Below are 18,733 nucleotides of genomic sequence, written 5' to 3'. Positions count from 1 at the left end.
CCCGGGAGGAGCTGCGGGAGAGCCTGCTCGGCCCGTCCTGGGCCCGGTTGCGGGCTTCCGCCCGCGCCGCCAGGGCGGTGACCGCGTCGTTGAACCGGCTCTGCGAGGCGGGTTCGGCCGGGCCGAGCAGGCTCTCCCGCAGCTCCTCCCGGGCGGGCGCCAGCGGGTCCGCGTCCGGGTCGAACACCGCGTCCAGCAGCGCGTCGAGGCCCGTGGCGTCGAGGTCCAGGATCACCGCCGCGCGGACCGCCGTGTTCTGCCGCCGGAACTCCCCGTCCCCGAGTGCGGCGGCGTCGACCACGGCGTACGGCTTGCCGCTGGCGACGAAGTCCGACACCACGCTGGAGATGTCCGAGACCAGCGCCTGCGCCTGGTTGAAGCAGTCGTAGAGCTGGGGCCGGGCCCCGGTGACCACGCGGTGCTCCCACCAGCCGAAGGACTCCCAGTGCGCCCGGTGCCACTCGTCCGCACGGCGCTGCGCCTGTCGCGCGCTGTCCGGCGGGGTCAGCGCGTCCCGGGAGACCGCGGCGTCCTGCCACTCGGCCGCTGTGGCGGCCTCCGCCGGGGGTTCCGCGTCCTCGACGGCGCGCAGCGCGGCGGCGGCGCGGGCGTGGCGGGGCGCGTCGCGCTCGGTCAGCCGCCGCCACACCGGCTCGGCCGACCGCCGGGCGTTGGCGGCGTCGATGAGCGCGACGATCCGCCGGTGGGTGGCGAGCGCCTCCGGCAGGCGTGTCCCGGTCAGCGGATGCGGCTTGTACAGCAGCCGCACCGGCCGGTCGGACTCCAGCAGGCCGCGGACGATGGCCTCACCGGCGGACAGCAGCGAGGTGTTGCCGGGGTCGTCTGTCCATCCCTCCCAGGTCGGCGCGTACAGCACGGTCGGGATGCGCCCGGCCGGGATGCCGCCGCAGCGCGCCACGGGGGCCAGCTGCGGCCGGCCGACCTCCACGATGTCCTCGTCACGGGCGCCGACGTCCGCCAGCGCGAACCGCTCACGGCCCGCGGGGCCGGCGGTCCACACCTCGTCGTAGACCTTGGCGTACGGGTTGACGCTGGCGATCTTGTCGCTGTCGCCGTGGCCGATGAAGACGTGCTTCATCGTCGGCACCCGCAGCAGATGCAGGTTCTTGCCCACGTTGGCCGGGTACAGCCCGACCCGCAGGGTGGAGAGGTCGAGGTTCATGAGGTCGACCGGCCGGGGCACGCACAGCACCGGCACGGTGGTCGTGGCGACCGTCGGCAGCAGCGCGCGCTCGCGGAGGATCACCAGCGGCCGGGCGTCCAGCCGCTCCAGGGTGGGCAGCCACATGTTGAGCTGGTACGCGGACGGCGGCGAGCCCGAGAAGTACAACGCCACCGTCGGCCGGTGGTCGCGCAGCCAGCCGTCCAGCCAGCCCAGCGCCACATCGGGCGGCGGCACCCGGCGGGAGGCCCGCAGGTAGGGGGCGAGCGCGAGAGGCAGGACCAGGGCGAGGAGCAGGGCGAGCGCCGCGCCGGCGTAGGCGAGGGCGGGACGCCCGGTCACGGCGGCGCCCACCACACCCGCGGTGAGCGGCAGTTCGGTGTGGAGGATGCGCTCCGAGGCCCGGTGGGTCAGGACGCGCGGCGCCGCGTCGGGGACGCCGAGCGTCGTCAGGTCGATGTTGCGGCTGGCGAACGGCAGCCGCCGGCCCCTGCGGTACAGGGCCAGCAGGACGGCGTGCGGCGCGCGCACCGCGTAGAAGAGCACGGCGCCCGTGAGCGCGGTGGTGAGCACGGCGGCGCCCGCGTCCAGCCGCACGCAGAGCAGCGCCACCAGCAACTGCCGCACGAGGAAACGGATCGACTCACCGGCGCGGGCACGGCTCAGCCGGTTCAGCAGCGCGCTGCGGTGTTGGTGCAGGGCGATGTCCGCGACATAGCCGGCCACGACCGCGGTGACGAACAGCGGAACGCTGGGCACGAGGGCGGCGGCCAGCGCCACCGGATAGCTCACCGCCATGACGACGGCGGGCACCAGGCGGCCGCGGGAGTGGACTCCCGTCGCGCGCCGCCAGTCCACGCTCATGTGGTCCGCTCGCGGGCGGACTCCGCGTCGAGGGACGCGGCGAGGGCGCGCTCGAAGCTCTCGGCGGCCGAGGCGTCCGCGGTCGGGTCCTGCTGGCGGACGTCGACCACATGGCCGGTCAACGGGGAGAGCAACACGTCCAGGGAGGTGCGGGCCACCGCCTCGGAGGACAGCAGGGTGCCCGCGGGCTCGGTCCCGAACGCCCGTTCGCGCATGGGGGTGGCCGTCCGCTCCGGGTTGACGCAGTTGACGCGCACCCGGTCGACGGCCCACTCGTCGGCCAGCGCCTGCGTCAGGTTGACCACGGCCGCCTTCGCGGAGGAGTAGAGGCTGTACTCGGCGCGTCCGCGCGTGTAGCTGCTGGATGTGTACAGCAGCAGCTGGCCGCCGGTCTTCGCCAGGTACCGGTGGGAGGCGCGGGCGATCTCCACGGGGGCGAGGTAGTTGACCCGCAGCGCCTCCTCGACCGTCTCGCTGTCGGTCTCCGCCAGCGGCCCGATCCGCAGCACCCCGGCGGTGTTCACCACATGGTCGATCCGCCCGGTCTCCGCGTGGGCGCGGCTGAGCGCCTCCGCGATGGCGCGCGGGTCGCGCACATCGGTCCCGGTGGTGGAGCGCCCCAGCGCGTGGACGCGGGCACCGTAGCTCTCGGCGAGCCGCGCCAGGTCACGGCCGATGCCGTAGGACCCGCCGAAGACGACCATGGTCGTGCCCGCCAGCGCCCGGCGGTACGCGTCCTCCGCGGAGCGCGGTGGCGGCGCGGCGGTGGAGGCGAGCTGGTAGAGCTTGTCGGCGACGAAGACGTCCACCGGCTGGGTGACCTTCATGTTCCACTCGTCGCCGCGGACCACATGGACGGGCTCGTCCGGGAGATACCTCAGCACCACCGAACAGTCGTCGGTCGCCTGGAAGTTGGGGTCGCGGGCCGCCAGCCGGTACGCCTCCCTGATCGTCGACAGGTGGAAGGCCTGCGGGGTCTGGCCGCGCCGCAGCCGGGAGCGGTCGGGCACCTCGGTGATGAACTCGCCGTCGTCGCCGTGGGTGCGGGTGACGATGATGGTGTCGGCCGACGGGATCGCCACGTCGACGGCGCGGTAGCGGGCGAGGGCCCGCACGCAGTCGCTGATCACCCGCTGCGAGAGCAGGGGGCGCACGGCGTCGTGGAAGAGCACATGGCGCTCCTCGCCGTCGGTGAGCCCCTCCCCCAGGACGGCGATGGCGCGTTCCGTCGTCTCGTTGCGGGTGGCGCCGCCCTCGATCACCCGGCTGACCTTCCGCAGTCCCGCCCGGGCCACGATCCGCTCCACGTCGGGCACATGGCCCGGGGCCATCAGCACCAGGATGTCGTCGACCAGCTCGGACTTCTCGAACACGGCGAGGGTGTGCTCGATGACCGCCTTGCCGGCGATCTTGAGCAGCTGCTTGGGGATGGACAGTCCCACCCGCTGCCCCGTTCCCCCGGCGAGGACGACGGCCGTGGTGCGGGGGCGCCCGCCGTCGGGGCGGTCGCCGGGGCCGCCGTGGTCGCTGCGGATGTCATCACTGCGGACGGACACGGAGTCCTCCTGACGATATGACGGACATATGAACGCCTACCGGACAGCAGGGTAGGTGGCGGTCCGCACACGCCTCGCGCGCCAGTGACGGCGTCGGCGAATCTCATACGAACGGGCCCGCTCCCCCGAGGGGGAACGGGCCCGTTCGCCTCAACGCGCGCTCACTCGAACGGATCGAACGTGCGGTACTCCGTCTCCGCCTCGTCCCGCTCCGCCTCACGGTCCCGGCGGCGCTGCGCAGCCGGGCGGGGCGCCTCCAGCCGGTGGTCCTCGCCACGCCGGCCGAGCATCTCCGCGCCGGCCGAGACCGTCGGCTCCCAGTCGAAGACGACCGCGTTGTCCTCCGGCCCGATCGCCACGCCGTCGCCCTCACGGGCACCCAGCTTCAGCAGCTGAGCCTCGACGCCGAGCCGGTTCAGCCGGTCGGCGAGGTAGCCCACGGCCTCGTCGTTGCTGAAGTCGGTCTGCCGCACCCAGCGCTCCGGCTTCTCGCCGCGCACCCGGAACATCGCGTCGCCCTCCGGCGTGACGGTGAACCCGGCGTCGTCGACGGCCTTGGGCCGGATCACGATGCGGGTCGCCTCGGCCTCGGGCACCGCCGAACGGGCCTCGCCGACCAGCTCCGCCAGCGCGAAGGACAGCTCCCGCAGGCCCTTCCGGGAGACCGCCGACACGTCGAAGACCCGGTAGCCGCGTGCCTCCAGGTCGGGCCGGATGATGTCGGCCAGGTCCTGCCCGTCGGGGATGTCGGTCTTGTTCAGCGCGATCACCCGGGGACGGTCCTGCAGACCGCCGTACGCCGCCAGCTCCGCCTCGATCACGTCCAGATCGCTCACCGGGTCGCGGTCCGACTCCAGCGTGGCGCAGTCCAGCACGTGCACCAGGACCGAGCAGCGCTCGACATGGCGCAGGAACTCCAGCCCCAGCCCCTTGCCCTGGCTGGCCCCGGGGATCAGCCCGGGCACGTCCGCCATGGTGTAGACGGTCGAACCGGCCGTGATCACACCGAGGTTGGGCACCAGCGTCGTGAACGGGTAGTCGGCGATCTTCGGGCGGGCCGCGGACAGCACCGAGATCAGCGAGGACTTCCCCGCGCTCGGGTAGCCGACCAGCGCGACATCCGCGACGGTCTTCAGCTCCAGCACCACGTCACCGGCGTCACCGGGCTCGCCGAGCAGCGCGAAACCGGGCGCCTTGCGCCGCGCGGACGCCAGCGCCGCGTTGCCGAGACCACCGCGCCCGCCACGCGCCGCGACGAACGCCGTGCCCTCACCGACGAGGTCGGCCAGCACATTGCCCTCGCGGTCCAGCACGACGGTGCCGTCCGGCACCGGCAGCACCAGGTCGACGCCGTCCTTGCCGGTCCGGTTGTCGCCCTCGCCCGGCTTGCCGTTGGTGGCCTTGCGGTGCGGGCTGTGGTGGTACTCCAGCAGCGTGGTCACGCCCCGGCTGACCTGGAGGGTCACGTCACCGCCACGGCCGCCGTTGCCGCCGTCGGGCCCGCCCAGCGGCTTGAACTTCTCCCGGTGGACGGAGGCGCAGCCGTGGCCTCCGTTGCCCGCGGCGACGTGCAGCTCGACGCGGTCGACGAAGGTGGTCATGGTGGGCCTCCGGCCTGGGGGACGGTCCCGCCCCCACTCTCACGCGGGGCGGAACGGACTGCTCTGAACGAAAGGGGGGACCGCGCCGCACCAGCGGCGTGGGCGGCCCCGGGGTGGTGCGCCACGGCACGGGTGCCGCAACGCCGAGGGCGGATGCGCCGACGCATCCGCCCTCGTTAACGGTCCCCGGTGGGACGAGTCAGCCAGCGGCCGGCTCAGCCCTCGACCGGAACGATGTTGACGACCTTGCGGTCGCGGCTGCGGCCGAACTGCACCGCGCCGGGCTGCAGGGCGAACAGGGTGTCGTCGCCGCCACGGCCGACGCCGGTGCCCGGGTGGAAGTGGGTACCACGCTGGCGAACGATGATCTCACCGGCGTTGACGACCTGGCCGCCGAAGCGCTTGACGCCCAGGAACTGCGCGTTGGAGTCGCGCCCGTTCCGGGTGGACGATGCGCCCTTCTTGTGTGCCATCTCTCCTCAGTCCCTTACTTCGCAGCCGGGGCGGGGATGCCGGTGACCTTCAGCTGCGTGTGCAGCTGACGGTGGCCGATCCGCTTCTTGTAACCGGTCTTGTTCTTGTACTTCTGGATCCGGATCTTCTCGCCCTTGTGGTGGTCGAGCACCTCTGCCTCGACCTTCACCCCGGCCAGGACCCACGGGTCACTGGTGATGGAGTCGCCATCCACGATGAGGACGGTGGAGAGCTCGACGGTGTCGCCGACCTCCTTGGTCGCCAGACGGTCGACCTCGATGACATCGCCGACCGCAACCTTCTGCTGCCGGCCGCCGGTGCGCACGATCGCGTACACGCGGAACTCTCTCTCTTTCGATACGGAGCCCCCGATGCCAGACGGACCAGTCGCGCCGCGAAAACCGGCGGCGGAACGGGATGAGCCCGCCCTCTCCCGCGGAACGGGAGGAAGGGTGCTCGGGAGCACGGCGTGACTTCAACACGACACGCCGACTGTCAACCATACGGAGACCGCCCCGAGCTGGTCAAATCCGGCCTGCCGGGGCCGTCGAGGGGACGGCGACACCCGGACGGCGCCCCGGGGCCGCCCGGTGACCACGGACACCGACGGCGGTGCGGGCGGAGGCTCACGCCTCCGCCCGCACCGCCGTTCCCGGCTCACGCCACGCCGGCGGACCGGCGGCGACGCGTCAGTCGGCGACCGGAGCGGAGACCTCCGCCGGGCCGGACCCGTCGGCCGCCGCGGCCGTCTTCTTCGCGGCGGACTTCCGGGTCGTGGCCTTCTTCTCGGTGGTCTTCTTCTCCGCGGTCTTCTTGGCCGCGGCCTTCTTGGCGGTGGTCTTCTTCGCCGCCGCCGTCTTCTTCTCCGCGGTCTTCTTGGCCGCGGCCTTCTTCGCGGGCGCCTTCTTGGCGGCGGTCTTCTTCTCCGTCGCCTTGCGGGCCGTCTTCTTCGCCGGGACGTCGTCCGTCGCCTCGTCACCGGAAGGCTCCGCGGCGGACGGCTCGGTGTCGGCGGCCACCACGACCACCTCGGCGTCCGAGACGCTGCCGGGCGAGCCGGCGGGGGCGGACGCCCGGCGCACGGCGCGCCGACGCGGGCGGGCCGGGGCGGAGGACTCCCCGCCGTCGGACGCTGCGGACTCCACGGCCACGGCCGGCACCTCGACGGCTGCCTCGGTGGGTGCTCCGCTCTCCACGACCAGGACGGCCGCCTCGGCATCGGCCGGGGACCCGGCCGGCGCCGACGCCTTCCGCGCCGCGCGGGTGCGCTTGGCACGCGGGGCCGGCGCCTCGGCGGCGGCCTCGGCCGGGGCCTCCGGCTCGCTCGCCACCGGCGCGGGCGCCACCGCCTCCTCGGGCTGCGACGCCGTCACCGTGGCGGTGTCCTCGGAAGCGGACGCGGGCGACCCGGCGGGCGCGGACGCCTTGCGGGAGGCACGGCGCCGGCGGCGCGGCTCGGGCGCCTCGACGGCGGGAGCCGGCTCGGGCTCGGGCCGGGACTGCTGCGAGCCGGACGCCTCCGGGATGTCCGACCCGGCAGGCTCAGCGGGCTCGGCGACAGCGGTCGTCCCGGCCTGCTCGGCCGCCTCGGCCGCCTCGGCCGCCTCGGCCTGCTGACCGTCGCCGGTCGCGGGCGGTCCGGCCGGAGCCGACGCCTTGCGGCCGCGACGACGGCCACGACCGCGCTTGGCCGCCTCCTCCGCCTCGGCGACGCTGCTGTACAGCTCGTCGTCGAACGCGGGCTCGGTCTGCCGGGCCGCGCCGCGGCCCTCCGGCCGCTCCTCGTCCCGGGTGTCGTCCTCGTGGTCGTGATCCGCGCCGTGGGCGTGGTCGTGGTCGTGCGCCGCCCGGTCCTCCTGGCGCCGCTCCGCCTCGGCCTCCGCCTGCTTCTGCCGCTTCTTGCTCTTCTTGCCACCGCCGCCACCGGTGCCCTGCGGCTGCTCCATGTGCACGATCACGCCGCGGCCGTTGCAGTGGACGCACTGCTCGGAGAAGGACTCCAGCAGGCCCTGACCGACCCGCTTGCGGGTCATCTGGACCAGTCCGAGCGACGTCACCTCGGCCACCTGGTGCTTGGTCCGGTCCCGGCCCAGGCACTCCAGCAGCCGCCGCAGTACCAGGTCCCGGTTGGACTCCAGCACCATGTCGATGAAGTCGATGACGATGATGCCGCCGAGGTCACGCAGCCGCAGCTGGCGGACGATCTCCTCGGCCGCCTCCAGGTTGTTGCGGGTGACGGTCTCCTCGAGGTTGCCGCCCTGCCCGGTGAACCGGCCGGTGTTGACGTCGATGACCACCATGGCCTCGGTCCGGTCGATCACCAGCGAGCCGCCGCTGGGCAGCCAGACCTTGCGGTCCAGCGCCTTCATCAGCTGCTCGTCGATCCGGGTCCCGGCGAAGACGTCGACCTCGGAGGTCCACTTCTCCAGGCGGCCCGCGAGGTCCGGCGCGACATGCGAGACATAGCCGTGGATCGTGGACCACGCCTCGTCGCCACTGACGACGACCCGCGAGAAGTCCTCGTTGAAGATGTCGCGGACGACGCGGACGGTCATGTCAGGCTCGCCGTACAGCAGCGTCGGCGCGTTGCCCTTCTTGGCCTTCTTCTGGATCTCCTGCCACTGGGACTGGAGCCGCTCGACGTCGCGGGTCAGCTCCTCCTCGGTGGCGCCCTCGGCGGCGGTGCGCACGATCACACCGGCGTCGTCCGGGACGATCTTCTTCAGGATCTGCTTGAGCCGGGAGCGCTCGGTGTCCGGCAGCTTGCGGCTGATACCGGTCATCGACCCCTCGGGGACGTAGACGAGGTACCGGCCCGGCAGCGAGATCTGGCTCGTGAGGCGGGCGCCCTTGTGGCCGATCGGGTCCTTGGTGACCTGCACCAGCACCGGCTGCCCGGACTTCAGTGCCGTCTCGATCCGGCGCGGGCCGTGGCCCATGCCGAGCGCCTCGAAGTTGACCTCACCGGCGTACAGGACGGCGTTGCGGCCCTTGCCGATGTCGACGAAGGCGGCCTCCATCGACGGCAGGACGTTCTGCACCTTGCCCAGGTACACGTTGCCGACGTAGCTCGCCGACTGCTCCTTGTTCACGTAGTGCTCGACGAGGACGTCGTCCTCCAGCACGCCGATCTGGGTGCGGTCGCCGTTCTGACGGACGACCATCACCCGCTCGACGGCCTCGCGCCGGGCCAGGAACTCTGCCTCGGTGATGATCGGCACGCGTCGACGGCCCTGCTCGCGGCCCTCCCGGCGGCGCTGCTTCTTCGCCTCCAGGCGGGTCGAGCCCTTGATCGACTGGACGCCGTCGCCGCTCTCCTGGGCGTCGCCGGACTTCTTCTTCCGCGGCTCGCGGACCTTGACGACGGTCCGCTCCGGGTCGTCCCCACCGGAGGGCTGGCTGTCGTCGCCGTCACCGCTGCGGCGGCGCCGGCGACGGCGACGGCGGGAGGAGCCGCCACCGGAGTGGCCACCGTCCCCGTCGCCACCGTTCTCGGCGTCGTCGCCGTTGTCGTTCTCGTCGTCGGCGGCGTCGGTGTCCTGGGAGTCGTCGTCGGCCCGGTTGGCGGACTCCTCCTGGGAGGCGGCGCGACGCTCACGGCGGTTGCGGCCACGTGAGCGGCCCCCGCCGGAACCGGAGCCGGTGCCGCCGTCGGAGTCGTCGGTCTCGGAGCCGGTCTCCGTCTCGGTCTCGGCGCCCTGGCTGTCGGCGTCGTCGCGGACGGCCTCGTCCTCGTCGCGGTCACCGCTCTCGGCGGCCTTCTGCGCCGTCTCACTGCGGCGACGGCGGCGCCCGCCGCGGCGGCGGCGACGGCCGGTGCGCTCGCCGGAGTCCGTGGCGTCGTCGGCGAAGCCCTCGACCGAATCGGTGGCCTCCTCCTCGATCTCCTCGTCCTCGTCCTCGGCGTCGATCTCCTCGGCGTGCCGCAGGGCGGCGCGCTCCTCGGCGGCGCGGGCGGCCTCCTCGGCGGCGCGCTGCGGTGTCTGGAACATCGGAGCCTGGAAGACCGGCGGCTGGAAGACGACCCCGGCGGCGGGCCGCTCGCCCTTCTTGGCACCGGCACCGGTGGCGGTGGTGGCCTCGGGTGCCTCGGCGGGCGCGGTCGCCTTCCGGGAGGCGCGGCGGCGGGTGGTCCGCGCCGACTTCTCCTCGGCCGGCGCGGCGGGCGCCTCGGCGGTGGGCGCGGCGGCCGGGACCTCGGCGGCGACGAACGCCGGCGGCGCGGGAGCCTCGGACGGGGCGGCGCTCTTGCGGGTGGCACGCCGACGGCCGCGGGCCGGCTTCTCCTCGGCCGGGGCGGCCTCGGCGGCCGGCGCCTCGGCGGTCACGGGCTCCGTCGCCGGTGCGACCGGGTCCTCGACGGACACCGGGTCGGCGCCGTCCGGCGCCGCGGAGACCGCGGGCTGCTCGGGCGCGTCAGCGGGGGCGGTGGCCTTACGGGTCGCGCGACGACGGGTCCGGGCCGGCTTCTCCTCGACCGCGGCGGCCGGCGCGGCCGGCGCATCGGTGGCGGTGGCGGCCTCCACGGCCGGGGCCTCGGCGGGCGCTGCCTCGGCTGCGTCGGCGGGCGCGGTGGCCTTACGGGTCGCGCGACGACGGGTCCGGGCCGGCTTCTCCTCGACTGCGGCGGCCGGCGCGGCCGGCGCCTCGGCAGCGGCCACGGGCTCGGTCACCGCGGCGCGGGCCGGGCGCTCGGCGGGCTCGACCGCGGTGGCGGGCGCCCCGGTGGCGGCGGGCGGTCCCGCGGGCCGTGAGGCGGCGCGACGACGGCGCGGCGGCAGGGTGTCGCTGGGGGTGGAGGATGTGTCGCTGCGCTCAGCGGCGTCCGCTCCGGCGGACGCGTGGGACTCGTGCATGCGGGGGGTTCTCCCGTCACGCTCCCGGGCGCCGCGTCAGTGACAGCGGGCGCCGCACGGGAGCTGATCTGTTGTCGCTCGCCGGTTCCGGACCTCCGTGGTCCGGCTACGGCGAAAGTCTGTTGGTCGGGTCGCGCGTCGGCGGTTCGGGCGGGACCGGGGTGGCTTCCCTGATCCCGCACCGCCCGGCGGCACGTGGACGCAGTCCCTGACCGGCAACCTCACGGCGCCGCCGCGGGTTACCGTCCGGCAGCCGTGGAAAGGGCCGTGGCGGCGTCGCGGTCGGGCGCGAACGGGTCGGTCACCGTGCCGGACTCCTCATCGAGAGGCCCCTGCGCCAGCCTGGTCACCGCTACGGCGACCGGCGGCGCCAGGTCGGCCGTGCTGCGGAGGCCGGACAGGACGTCGTCGGGTCGTACGGCAGGTGTAAGGTGCCGGACCACCAGGCGCAGTATCGCACAGGGCCCGCCCAGCGGCCCATCCGCCCCGCCATCCGAGGCGTCCAGCGAGACCACCGCGGCCCGCGCGTCGAAGGCGCGCAGCCCCTTCTTGGTCTGCCGCCGGACCTCCACGGACGGCGCGTCGAGGAAGGCGCGGACCGCCGCCTCGGCGACGGCCGGTTCGACTCCGTTCAGCCGCAGCTCCCAGTGGGAGGCGGCCAGCAGCTCGGCGAAACCGGAGGTGTGCGCCTCCACCGCCTCCGTGATGTCCAGGCCCGCCGGCATCGAGTCGTCCAGGCGGGCCCGCAACTCCTCGGGGTCCCGGCGGTCGGCGAGACCGATCTCCAGGTACTCGGCCTCGCTGGCCGTGCCGGTGGGAGCGGCGTTGGCGTAACTGACCTTGGGGTGTGGGGTGAATCCGGCGGAGTACGCCATCGGCACCTCGGAACGGCGCAGCGCGCGCTCGAAGGCGCGCTGGAAGTCCCGGTGGCTGGTGAACCTCAGCCGCCCCCGTTTGGCGTACCGGAGCCGGACCCGCTGCACGGTGGGAGCAGGAGGCGGTCCGGTCGGCTGTCGCTTACCCAGTGTGGTTCATTCCTTCGGCCGTGACAGGTGCTACCGCCCCCGATCCTACGCGGACACCTCCGCCGGCACACCCGTTCACCCCGGTCCGACGCCCCAGGGGCCGGCCACCCCTTGGACGGCGACGACCCGGCGGGCTAGTCTGAATCCGAACTAGTTGACGGATGCGAGTAGTGAGAGACGGAGGCTACGGGATGCCCACGACGGGGCCCTCGGCGAGCTGGCTGCGCGGGGTGCTGCCACTGGCACTCGCCGCGATCCTCGCCCGGGGCGACCAGCACGGCTACGCGCTGGTGCGGCAGCTCGCGGCGGGCGGCTTCGGCACGGTGCGCGGCGGCGCGCTCTACCCGGTCCTCGGCCGGATGGAGAACGACGGCCTGGTGGAGGCCCGCTGGGAGCCGGGGACCGGCGGCCCGGGCCGCAAGGTCTACCGGCTCACCGAGGCGGGCCGGGCCCGGCTGGACGAGGAGACCGGGAACTGGCAGCGGTTCTCGCAAGCGATGAGCCGTCTGCTGGAGCTCGACACCACGAACGCCACAGACACCACGGGCACCACGGACACGGAGGAGTCGTCATGACCGAGACGGACACCTACACCGGCTGGTACGGCAGGCTGCGGCTGGCCCTGGTCACCCGGTCGGTCGACAACGACACCGCCGGCGCCGTCATCGACGAAGTCGTCCAGCACTGCACCGAGACCGGGGAGAGCCCCGAAGAGGCGTTCGGCCCCGCCGACGAGTACGCGACCACGGTCGCCAGGGAGCGCGTACCGCCCGAGGCCCGCGCCGGACGGCGGTGGGACGGGCTGACCCGCCGCGACCACACCGGCGTCGCGCTCATGCTGACCGGCTGGCTCACGGTGCTCACCGGCGGCGTCCTATGGGCTTCCCGGGGGACCATGATCCCGCTGACCACGGCGGGGCTGACCGGCACGGTGCTGGTCGGACTCGCGCTCCTCACCGGCTGCCTCGCCGTGACCCTCTCGGGCTACCGCAACGGCGTCGCCGGGCGATGGGCCGGCGCCACCGTCGTCCTGACAGCGCTCGCCGTCGCCGCCTTCACCGCGCTGCCCGCGGACGGCCTCCCCCGGCTGCCCGCGCCGGTGATCCTCGCCCTGGGCGTCGCCCTGCTGGTGTGGGGACTCGCGCACGGCTCCGAGGCCGGCGCGAAGGACACGAACGACCGGCCGCTGCCGGCCGGCGCCGACGGCACGGTCCCGGCCGAGGACTGGCTCAGGCGGCTGTCGCAGCTTCTCAGCGACACCCACGGGCTGCCGGCCGCCCGCACGGCGGAACTCACCGCCGACGCCGCCGAGCACCTGGCGGCGACGGAGAGCACCCCCGAGGAGGAGTTCGGCCCGGTGGAGCGGTACGCACTGCACCTCGCGGACCAGGAACCCACCCCCCGGCCGCGCTGGTGGGCGCGCGACGGCGTGCGCTCCGCCCTGCTCGGCCTGGTGGTCGCCTGCTCCCTCGCGTGGCTCGGCGGCGCGGCCGACGGCCCGCTCTGGTTCAGGGTCTTGGCCGCCGTGGTGGTCCTGGGATCGCTGTGCTTCCTGGCACAGGAGTTGTGGGCCAGGCGGTCCGGCACCACCAGGCGCGACTAGCCACCGGCCGCCACGCCGCCCGCCTCGATGAAAGGGGGACGTGGAGAGACCGTCAGCGGCAGCTGCCCCCTCGTCACGGCTGGCGGCGCCGCGCGACTCCGGCTCAGCTCACCACGGCACGGGCGATCAGCGTCCCGATATGCCCGGGCTCGGGGGCGTCCAGAATCCGCACCTCTGCCTCGGAGAAGCCGGCCCTCAGCAGCAGGCTCTCCCACTTCCGGGGCGTGTAGCCGTAGCGGTACGTGAACTGCGCCCGGCCCGCGAACCCACCCTTGTACATGCCCTGCGGACCATACGCCCCGGGGATGGCGGGCGGGTGCGAGAAGACCAGACGCCCGCCCGGACCGAGCGTCTTGACCACAAGCGGCAGGAGCTTGCCCGGGTCGCAGAACCAGACCGCCCCGAAGATCGAGTACACCGCGTCGTACTGATCGTCGTGGCCGCGCAGAAAGTCCAGCACTTCCGCGCAGTGGACGGTGACCCGCTCGCCCCACCGTTCCCGCACCGCGTCCACCATGACGGGCGACATGTCCACCCCCGTCGCCCTCACTCCCCGGTCCCCGAGGTAGGCCAGGGTCCGGCCGGTCCCGCACCCGATCTCCAGGACGCGGGCCGGGCTCCCCAACAGGTCGGCGCCGGGACCGTGTCCCGCGTACTGCGTCCAGTTCATCACCGGAGCGCCGATCTCCCTGGTCACGCTGGACGCGTAGCTGTCCCAGAGATCCCGCTCGTCGTCTTGGTTGTGGCGTGCCGGCACGGTGGCCCTTCTCGTAGAGGCGGACGTGCGTGACCCGGTCCACCTGAGTGCCCAGTGGACCGGGGCAGTGCGCGTAGATTCAGTGGGAGTCCGGGACCTTGCTGTCGCACGGGGAGGACTCGGCCCCGTCGGTCGCCCACAGTTCCTCGTCGGGCGTGAAGCCGATGGACCGAATGAACTCCTCTGTCCGGAGGCACAGACCGTCTCGTCGTCGCTCGATGAACGGCGCGTGGTGCTTGTACTTGCCGCCGTTGTGGGCAGCGCAGATGGCGAACCAGACGGGTGTGTCGAGAATGAGCTGATGTACGCCGATGTCCACGATCTTGCCTACACCCAGGTGCACTTCAGGGTGCTCGATGGACGCGATCACGTACATGACCGCGTTGCCGAGGACGCGTTCGGCCATGTCGCGCACCATCGTGTGGTCGCGGAGCAGCAGAGCTACCTCGCGGTCCCACAGGGACATGCCACCGTCGAGAACGTTCACGGTGAGATGTTCCAGGTGGGGCTGCACGTCGTTGAGGATCTGTCGCGGGTCACGGATACCGGTGGTACTGGGGGACTCGATGATCACTGTCACGAGAGGCCTTCCACTTCTTGACCGGTGGGGGAACTTGCCTTGTATCGACACCCCCGTGATCAGTCGGGATTTGGGGGGCCGTGAACCACCGAGACCGGCGCTGCTTCCCCCGCTCACGATGGAACCCCTCCCACCACGCTTCTGATGCCGATGGACAGACCGCAGGGAGGACAGTTGCAAGGGGTCCACGCTGTTGCACGTGGTTGCACCGATTCACCCGAGGGTGTCAAGGGCCCTCGATATCAGTGCGCGGGCTTCGGCTCCGCGCACAGCTGATCGGGACAGTTCAGAGAAGGCTCGCAAATACGTGCTGATCTCGCCGGGCGTGGTCAGGTTGATCTCCGCGGTGAGGGTCTCCACCGCCACCCGTTGATCGTCGAAGGCGTAGAAGGCTTCGAGCGGCCAGACGGTTCGACGCGCGCAGGCGGGGATGATCCCGACTGACACGTTCGGCTGCCGCATCACGGAGAGCAAGTGCCTGAGCTGACCCGCCATGGCGTCGTCGTCGCTCACCCGGTAGTGGAGAACGGTCTCTTCGAGCACCATGGCGAACCGGTGATCCCCCTCCCGGATCACGCGGGACCGCCGAGTCCGAGCCCGCACAGCATCGGCCACATCGTCGGGGGTTCCCTGAAAAGCGGTGATGGACCGCAGAAGGCCCGTCGCGTAACCGGAGGTCTGGAGCATCCCCGGCATCACATTCGAGGCGTACACCCGAAAAGAACGAGTCCGCTGGTAGAGGGGGACAGTCTGCTCATGAACCCGACGCATCCCGTCCCGGTGGATCTGCCGCCACTCGGTGTACATCGACTCCGCGTTGCGGGACGCGGCGATCAGATCGGCCACGTGCTCGTCGGCCCCGCATGCAGCGCACCACGCCCGGATATCAGCGTCCGATGGCGGCGTCCTGCCGCGTGCGATCCGCGATGATTTCGACTTGTGCCAGCCGCATCGAACGGCGAGCTCATGCCCTGTGAGACCAGCGTCCTTCATGAGGCCCTGCAAGCGTGCGGCCACAGCGGCACGCGCCGCATGGGCGCTGGAGAGCGGAGAGACAGGCATGAGCTGACCGGTCAGGAATCAGACGACGTACTTCTGGTGCGGGATGGCACGTTCCCACACGGCTTCGAATGCCTCCGAGCACAGTTTGGCCACGGCACTGTCCTGCGTCTGATCGGTGTGGACCCACCGGCCGACCCCGTCGAAGACGTTGAACTGGACAAGCCGGCTGTCGAACAGCCAGAAGTCGTTGCCCGGCAGGGCGAGGTCCGAGGCACGGCGCCGCGGCAGCCAACGGATCTGCTCTCCGGCCGCCACGTTCGTGAAGGTGCCCGAGTGCTCGAAGGCGATGTATTCGCTGACGGGCTCCGACACGATGCGGGCCCGCCGGATGACGACGCCCTTGCCCGTGACCTCCTCCACGAGGTCGAGCCAGGGGCGCCACCAGGAACCTCGGTCCGCAGGGTCGAGCCTGTGCCCCTGCCGCCACGCGGTGAAGCCTTCGATCTCGTTGTCCACGCCGTACCCGTCGCGCATCTCAAGATGCACGGCCGACTCCCGCACTGACCTGATGAGATCGGAGAAGTCAGTCAGACTCTGCGACACGGAGCGCCTCCCTGAGAAGCGGGATCATCCGATGGGGAATCCTGATCACGGACTCACCCCCGGGAATCGGAACATCCCGGGAGCTTTCACTCGCGGTCTCCTCATCTGCCGTCCACCCCTGGACGACTAGTCCCTCGACTCCTGGTCCACCCACACCGCAGGTGATCCGTGATCTCCGGACTCGGGATCTTTCCCGACGAAACGTCAGGCCATCGCGTCTCCCTCTCCCGTTGTGGGCATCATGCCTGTCAGCACAACCTCACCCTGTCAGTACCCAGGCGCTGAGGGGGCATGTACCGCGTGATGCACCGGACTCGCCTGGTCCTCGGCGTCCTCATGGTGCCCGGGCCCGGACAGCCCGGGCACCCGCTCGTCAGGAGCACGCACCCGACGACGCCCGGACCCGGAAGCGCACAGGTCGAGCCGCACCGCAGAGCGACATGTATCGCTCACGCAGTGATCGCGCCGGCACCACAAAGAGGAAGTCGACAGCACTCCGGCTCGGTCCCACCGGATCGCACCTCGGTCATCCCCGTGCGACGGCGCCGTGGTTCACGGCTTCGTGACCGTCAGCGGCAGCAGCTTGCGCCCGGTCGGCCCGACCTGGATCTCGGTGTCCATCTGGGGGCAGACGCCACAATCGAAGCACGGGGTCCAGCGGCAGTCCTCGACCTCGGTCTCGTCCAGCGCGTCCTGCCAGTCCTCCCACAGCCAGTCCTTGTCCAGGCCGGAGTCCAGGTGGTCCCAGGGCAGGACCTCCTCGTAGGAGCGCTCGCGGGTGGTGTACCAGGCCACGTCCACGCCCTGCGGCGGCAGCGTCTTGGCAGCGCACTCCATCCACAGGTCGTAGGAGAAGTACTCGCGCCAGCCGTCGAACCGGCCGCCGGCCTCGAAGACCGCGCGGATCACCGCGCCGGTGCGACGGTCACCCCGGGAGAGCATGCCCTCGACCGTGCCGGGCTTGCCGTCGTGGTAGCGGAAGCCGATGTTGCGGCCGTACTTCTTGTCGCCGCGGATGCGCTCGCGCAGCTTCTCCAGCCGGGCGTCGGTGTCCTCGGCCGAGAGCTGCGGCGCCCACTGGAACGGGGTGTGCGGCTTGGGCACGAACCCGCCGATGGAGACGGTGCAGCGGATGTCGTTCGAGCCCGTGACCTCGCGGCCCTTGGCGATGACACGGGTGGCCATCTCGCCGATCTGGAGGACGTCCTCGTCGGTCTCGGTGGGCAGCCCGCACATGAAGTACAGCTTCACCTGCCGCCACCCGTTGCCGTAGGCGGTGGAGACCGTGCGGATCAGGTCCTCCTCGGAGACCATCTTGTTGATGACCTTCCGGATGCGCTCGCTGCCGCCCTCGGGCGCGAAGGTCAGACCGGAGCGACGGCCGTTACGGGTCAGCTCGTTGGCGAGGTCGATGTTGAAGGCGTCGACCCGGGTGGAGGGCAGCGAGAGGCCGATCTTGTCCTCCTCGTACCGGTCGGCCAGCCCCTTCGCGACATCGGCGATCTCGCTGTGGTCGGCGGAGGAGAGCGAGAGCAGTCCGACCTCCTCGAAACCGGTGCTCTTGAGTCCCTTGTCGACCATCTCGCCGATGCCGGTGATGGACCGCTCCCGGACCGGGCGGGTGATCATGCCCGCCTGGCAGAAGCGGCAGCCCCGGGTGCAGCCGCGGAAGATCTCCACCGACATGCGCTCGTGCACGGTCTCCGCCAGCGGCACCAGCGGCTGCTTGGGGTAGGGCCACTCGTCGAGATCCATCACGGTGTGCTTGGAGACACGCCACGGCACGCCGGACCGGTTGGGGACCACCCGGGAGATGCGGCCGTCGGGCAGGTACTCGACGTCGTAGAAGCGCGGGACGTAGACGCCTCCGGTCCGGGCGAGGCGGAAGAGCAGCTCCTCCCGGCCCCCGGGCTGCCCTTCCGCCTTCCAGCCGCGGATGATCTCGGTCATCTCCAGGACGGCCTGCTCGCCGTCGCCGATGACGGCGCAGTCGATGAAGTCGGCGATCGGCTCCGGGTTGAAGGCGGCGTGCCCGCCCGCCACGATCAGCGGGTGCTCCTCGGTCCGGTCGCGGGCCTCCAGCGGGATGCCGGACAGTTCCAGCGCGGTCAGGAGGTTGGTGTAGCCGAGTTCGGTGGAGAAGGAGACACCCAGGACGTCGAAGGCGCCGACGGGCCGGTGGGCGTCGACCGTGAACTGCGGGACGCCGTTCTCCCGCATCAGCTTCTCCAGGTCCGGCCAGACGCTGTAGGTGCGCTCGGCGAGGACGCCGTCGCGCTCGTTGAGCACCTCGTAGAGGATCATGACGCCCTGGTTGGGCAGGCCGACCTCGTAGGCGTCCGGGTACATCAGGGCCCAGCGCACGTCGCAGGAGTCCCAGTCCTTGACGGTGGAGTTGAGCTCACCGCCGACGTACTGGATCGGCTTCTGGACGTGCGGGAGGAGTGCCTCCAGGCGCGGGAAGACCGATTCGACAGGCATGGGTGACGTCTCCGGGGGTTGTCGCGCTGTACGTGCGGGCCGCGCCGCGTGGTGGCGTGCGACGGCCGCTGACACAGGACTGGCCGTTCAGCGTACTGGTTCCCGCAACCGCCCCGCACCGCCCGCGCACCCCGACCCCGCGCCGCAC

14 protein-coding genes are annotated in these 18,733 nt (G+C 72.2%); 2 read left to right on the top strand and 12 right to left on the bottom strand.

Annotated elements, in window-relative coordinates; translation table 11 throughout:
• From E0D90_RS12500 to E0D90_RS12470, 7 genes are all read right to left on the bottom strand, one after another.
• On the bottom strand, nt 1-2,047 hold a 2,047-nt coding region (locus tag E0D90_RS12500), incomplete at its 3' end, for a hypothetical protein (RefSeq protein ID WP_130798030.1).
• Entirely contained in the window at nt 2,044-3,582 is a 1,539-nt protein-coding gene (locus tag E0D90_RS12495) for a bifunctional cytidylyltransferase/SDR family oxidoreductase (protein WP_130798032.1), read from the bottom strand. The genes E0D90_RS12495 and E0D90_RS12500, both read right to left, overlap by 4 nt.
• A 182-nt stretch (nt 3,583-3,764) precedes the next feature.
• The gene (gene obgE / locus E0D90_RS12490; RefSeq protein WP_130798028.1) at nt 3,765-5,204 is read right to left on the bottom strand and encodes a GTPase ObgE; all 1,440 of its coding nucleotides are present in this window, start codon (nt 5,202-5,204) and stop codon (nt 3,765-3,767) included.
• A 215-nt stretch (nt 5,205-5,419) separates the two neighbouring features.
• The gene (rpmA, locus tag E0D90_RS12485) at nt 5,420-5,677 is read right to left on the bottom strand and encodes a 50S ribosomal protein L27 (protein WP_103504448.1); all 258 of its coding nucleotides are present in this window, start codon (nt 5,675-5,677) and stop codon (nt 5,420-5,422) included.
• Between the two features lie 14 nt (nt 5,678-5,691).
• Nucleotides 5,692-6,015, bottom strand: coding sequence for a 50S ribosomal protein L21 (rplU, locus tag E0D90_RS12480; protein WP_103504449.1), 324 nt, complete (start codon nt 6,013-6,015; stop codon nt 5,692-5,694).
• Nucleotides 6,016-6,367: 352 nt separating this feature from the next.
• Complete coding sequence (locus E0D90_RS12475) at nt 6,368-10,534, bottom strand: ribonuclease E/G (RefSeq protein WP_130798026.1); 4,167 nt, start codon at nt 10,532-10,534, stop codon at nt 6,368-6,370.
• Between the two features lie 239 nt (nt 10,535-10,773).
• Nucleotides 10,774-11,517, bottom strand: coding sequence for a TIGR03936 family radical SAM-associated protein (locus E0D90_RS12470; RefSeq protein ID WP_103502542.1), 744 nt, complete (start codon nt 11,515-11,517; stop codon nt 10,774-10,776).
• Nucleotides 11,518-11,750: 233 nt separating this feature from the next.
• On the opposite strand from E0D90_RS12470, the gene E0D90_RS12465 reads away from it, so the two are divergent.
• Nucleotides 11,751-12,134 (top strand): PadR family transcriptional regulator, encoded by a 384-nt coding sequence (locus tag E0D90_RS12465; RefSeq protein ID WP_130798024.1) that lies wholly within the window; start codon nt 11,751-11,753, stop codon nt 12,132-12,134.
• Nucleotides 12,131-13,162 carry a hypothetical protein gene (locus tag E0D90_RS12460; RefSeq protein WP_130798022.1) on the top strand — a complete coding sequence of 344 codons (1,032 nt, stop codon included), beginning with the start codon at nt 12,131-12,133 and terminating at the stop codon, nt 13,160-13,162. The genes E0D90_RS12465 and E0D90_RS12460 overlap by 4 nt, the downstream gene beginning before the upstream one ends.
• Before the next feature lie 103 nt (nt 13,163-13,265).
• On the opposite strand, the gene E0D90_RS12455 is transcribed toward E0D90_RS12460, so the two are convergent.
• The 5 genes from E0D90_RS12455 to E0D90_RS12430 all read right to left on the bottom strand — a co-directional run bounded on the left by E0D90_RS12455 (nt 13,266) and on the right by E0D90_RS12430 (nt 18,585).
• Nucleotides 13,266-13,919: a class I SAM-dependent methyltransferase gene (locus tag E0D90_RS12455; protein ID WP_130798020.1), complete on the bottom strand. Its 654-nt coding sequence runs from the start codon at nt 13,917-13,919 to the stop codon at nt 13,266-13,268.
• Between the two features lie 79 nt (nt 13,920-13,998).
• A complete protein-coding gene (locus E0D90_RS12450; RefSeq protein ID WP_130798018.1) occupies nt 13,999-14,499 on the bottom strand; it encodes a hypothetical protein in 501 nt (166 codons plus the stop codon).
• Nucleotides 14,500-14,712: 213 nt separating this feature from the next.
• Entirely contained in the window at nt 14,713-15,561 is an 849-nt protein-coding gene (locus tag E0D90_RS12445) for a helix-turn-helix domain-containing protein (RefSeq protein ID WP_130798016.1), read from the bottom strand.
• 18 nt (nt 15,562-15,579) lie between these two features.
• Entirely contained in the window at nt 15,580-16,104 is a 525-nt protein-coding gene (locus E0D90_RS12440) for a DUF6879 family protein (RefSeq protein WP_130798014.1), read from the bottom strand.
• A 552-nt stretch (nt 16,105-16,656) separates the two neighbouring features.
• Nucleotides 16,657-18,585, bottom strand: a complete 1,929-nt coding sequence (locus E0D90_RS12430) for a TIGR03960 family B12-binding radical SAM protein (RefSeq protein ID WP_130798012.1) — start codon at nt 18,583-18,585, stop codon at nt 16,657-16,659.
• Nucleotides 18,586-18,733: the final 148 nt, after the last annotated feature.

This window comes from Streptomyces otsuchiensis (assembly GCF_004305975.1).
In the GTDB taxonomy this organism is placed as follows: domain Bacteria; phylum Actinomycetota; class Actinomycetes; order Streptomycetales; family Streptomycetaceae; genus Streptomyces; species Streptomyces otsuchiensis.
This window is presented reverse-complemented; position numbering and strand designations above follow the sequence as displayed.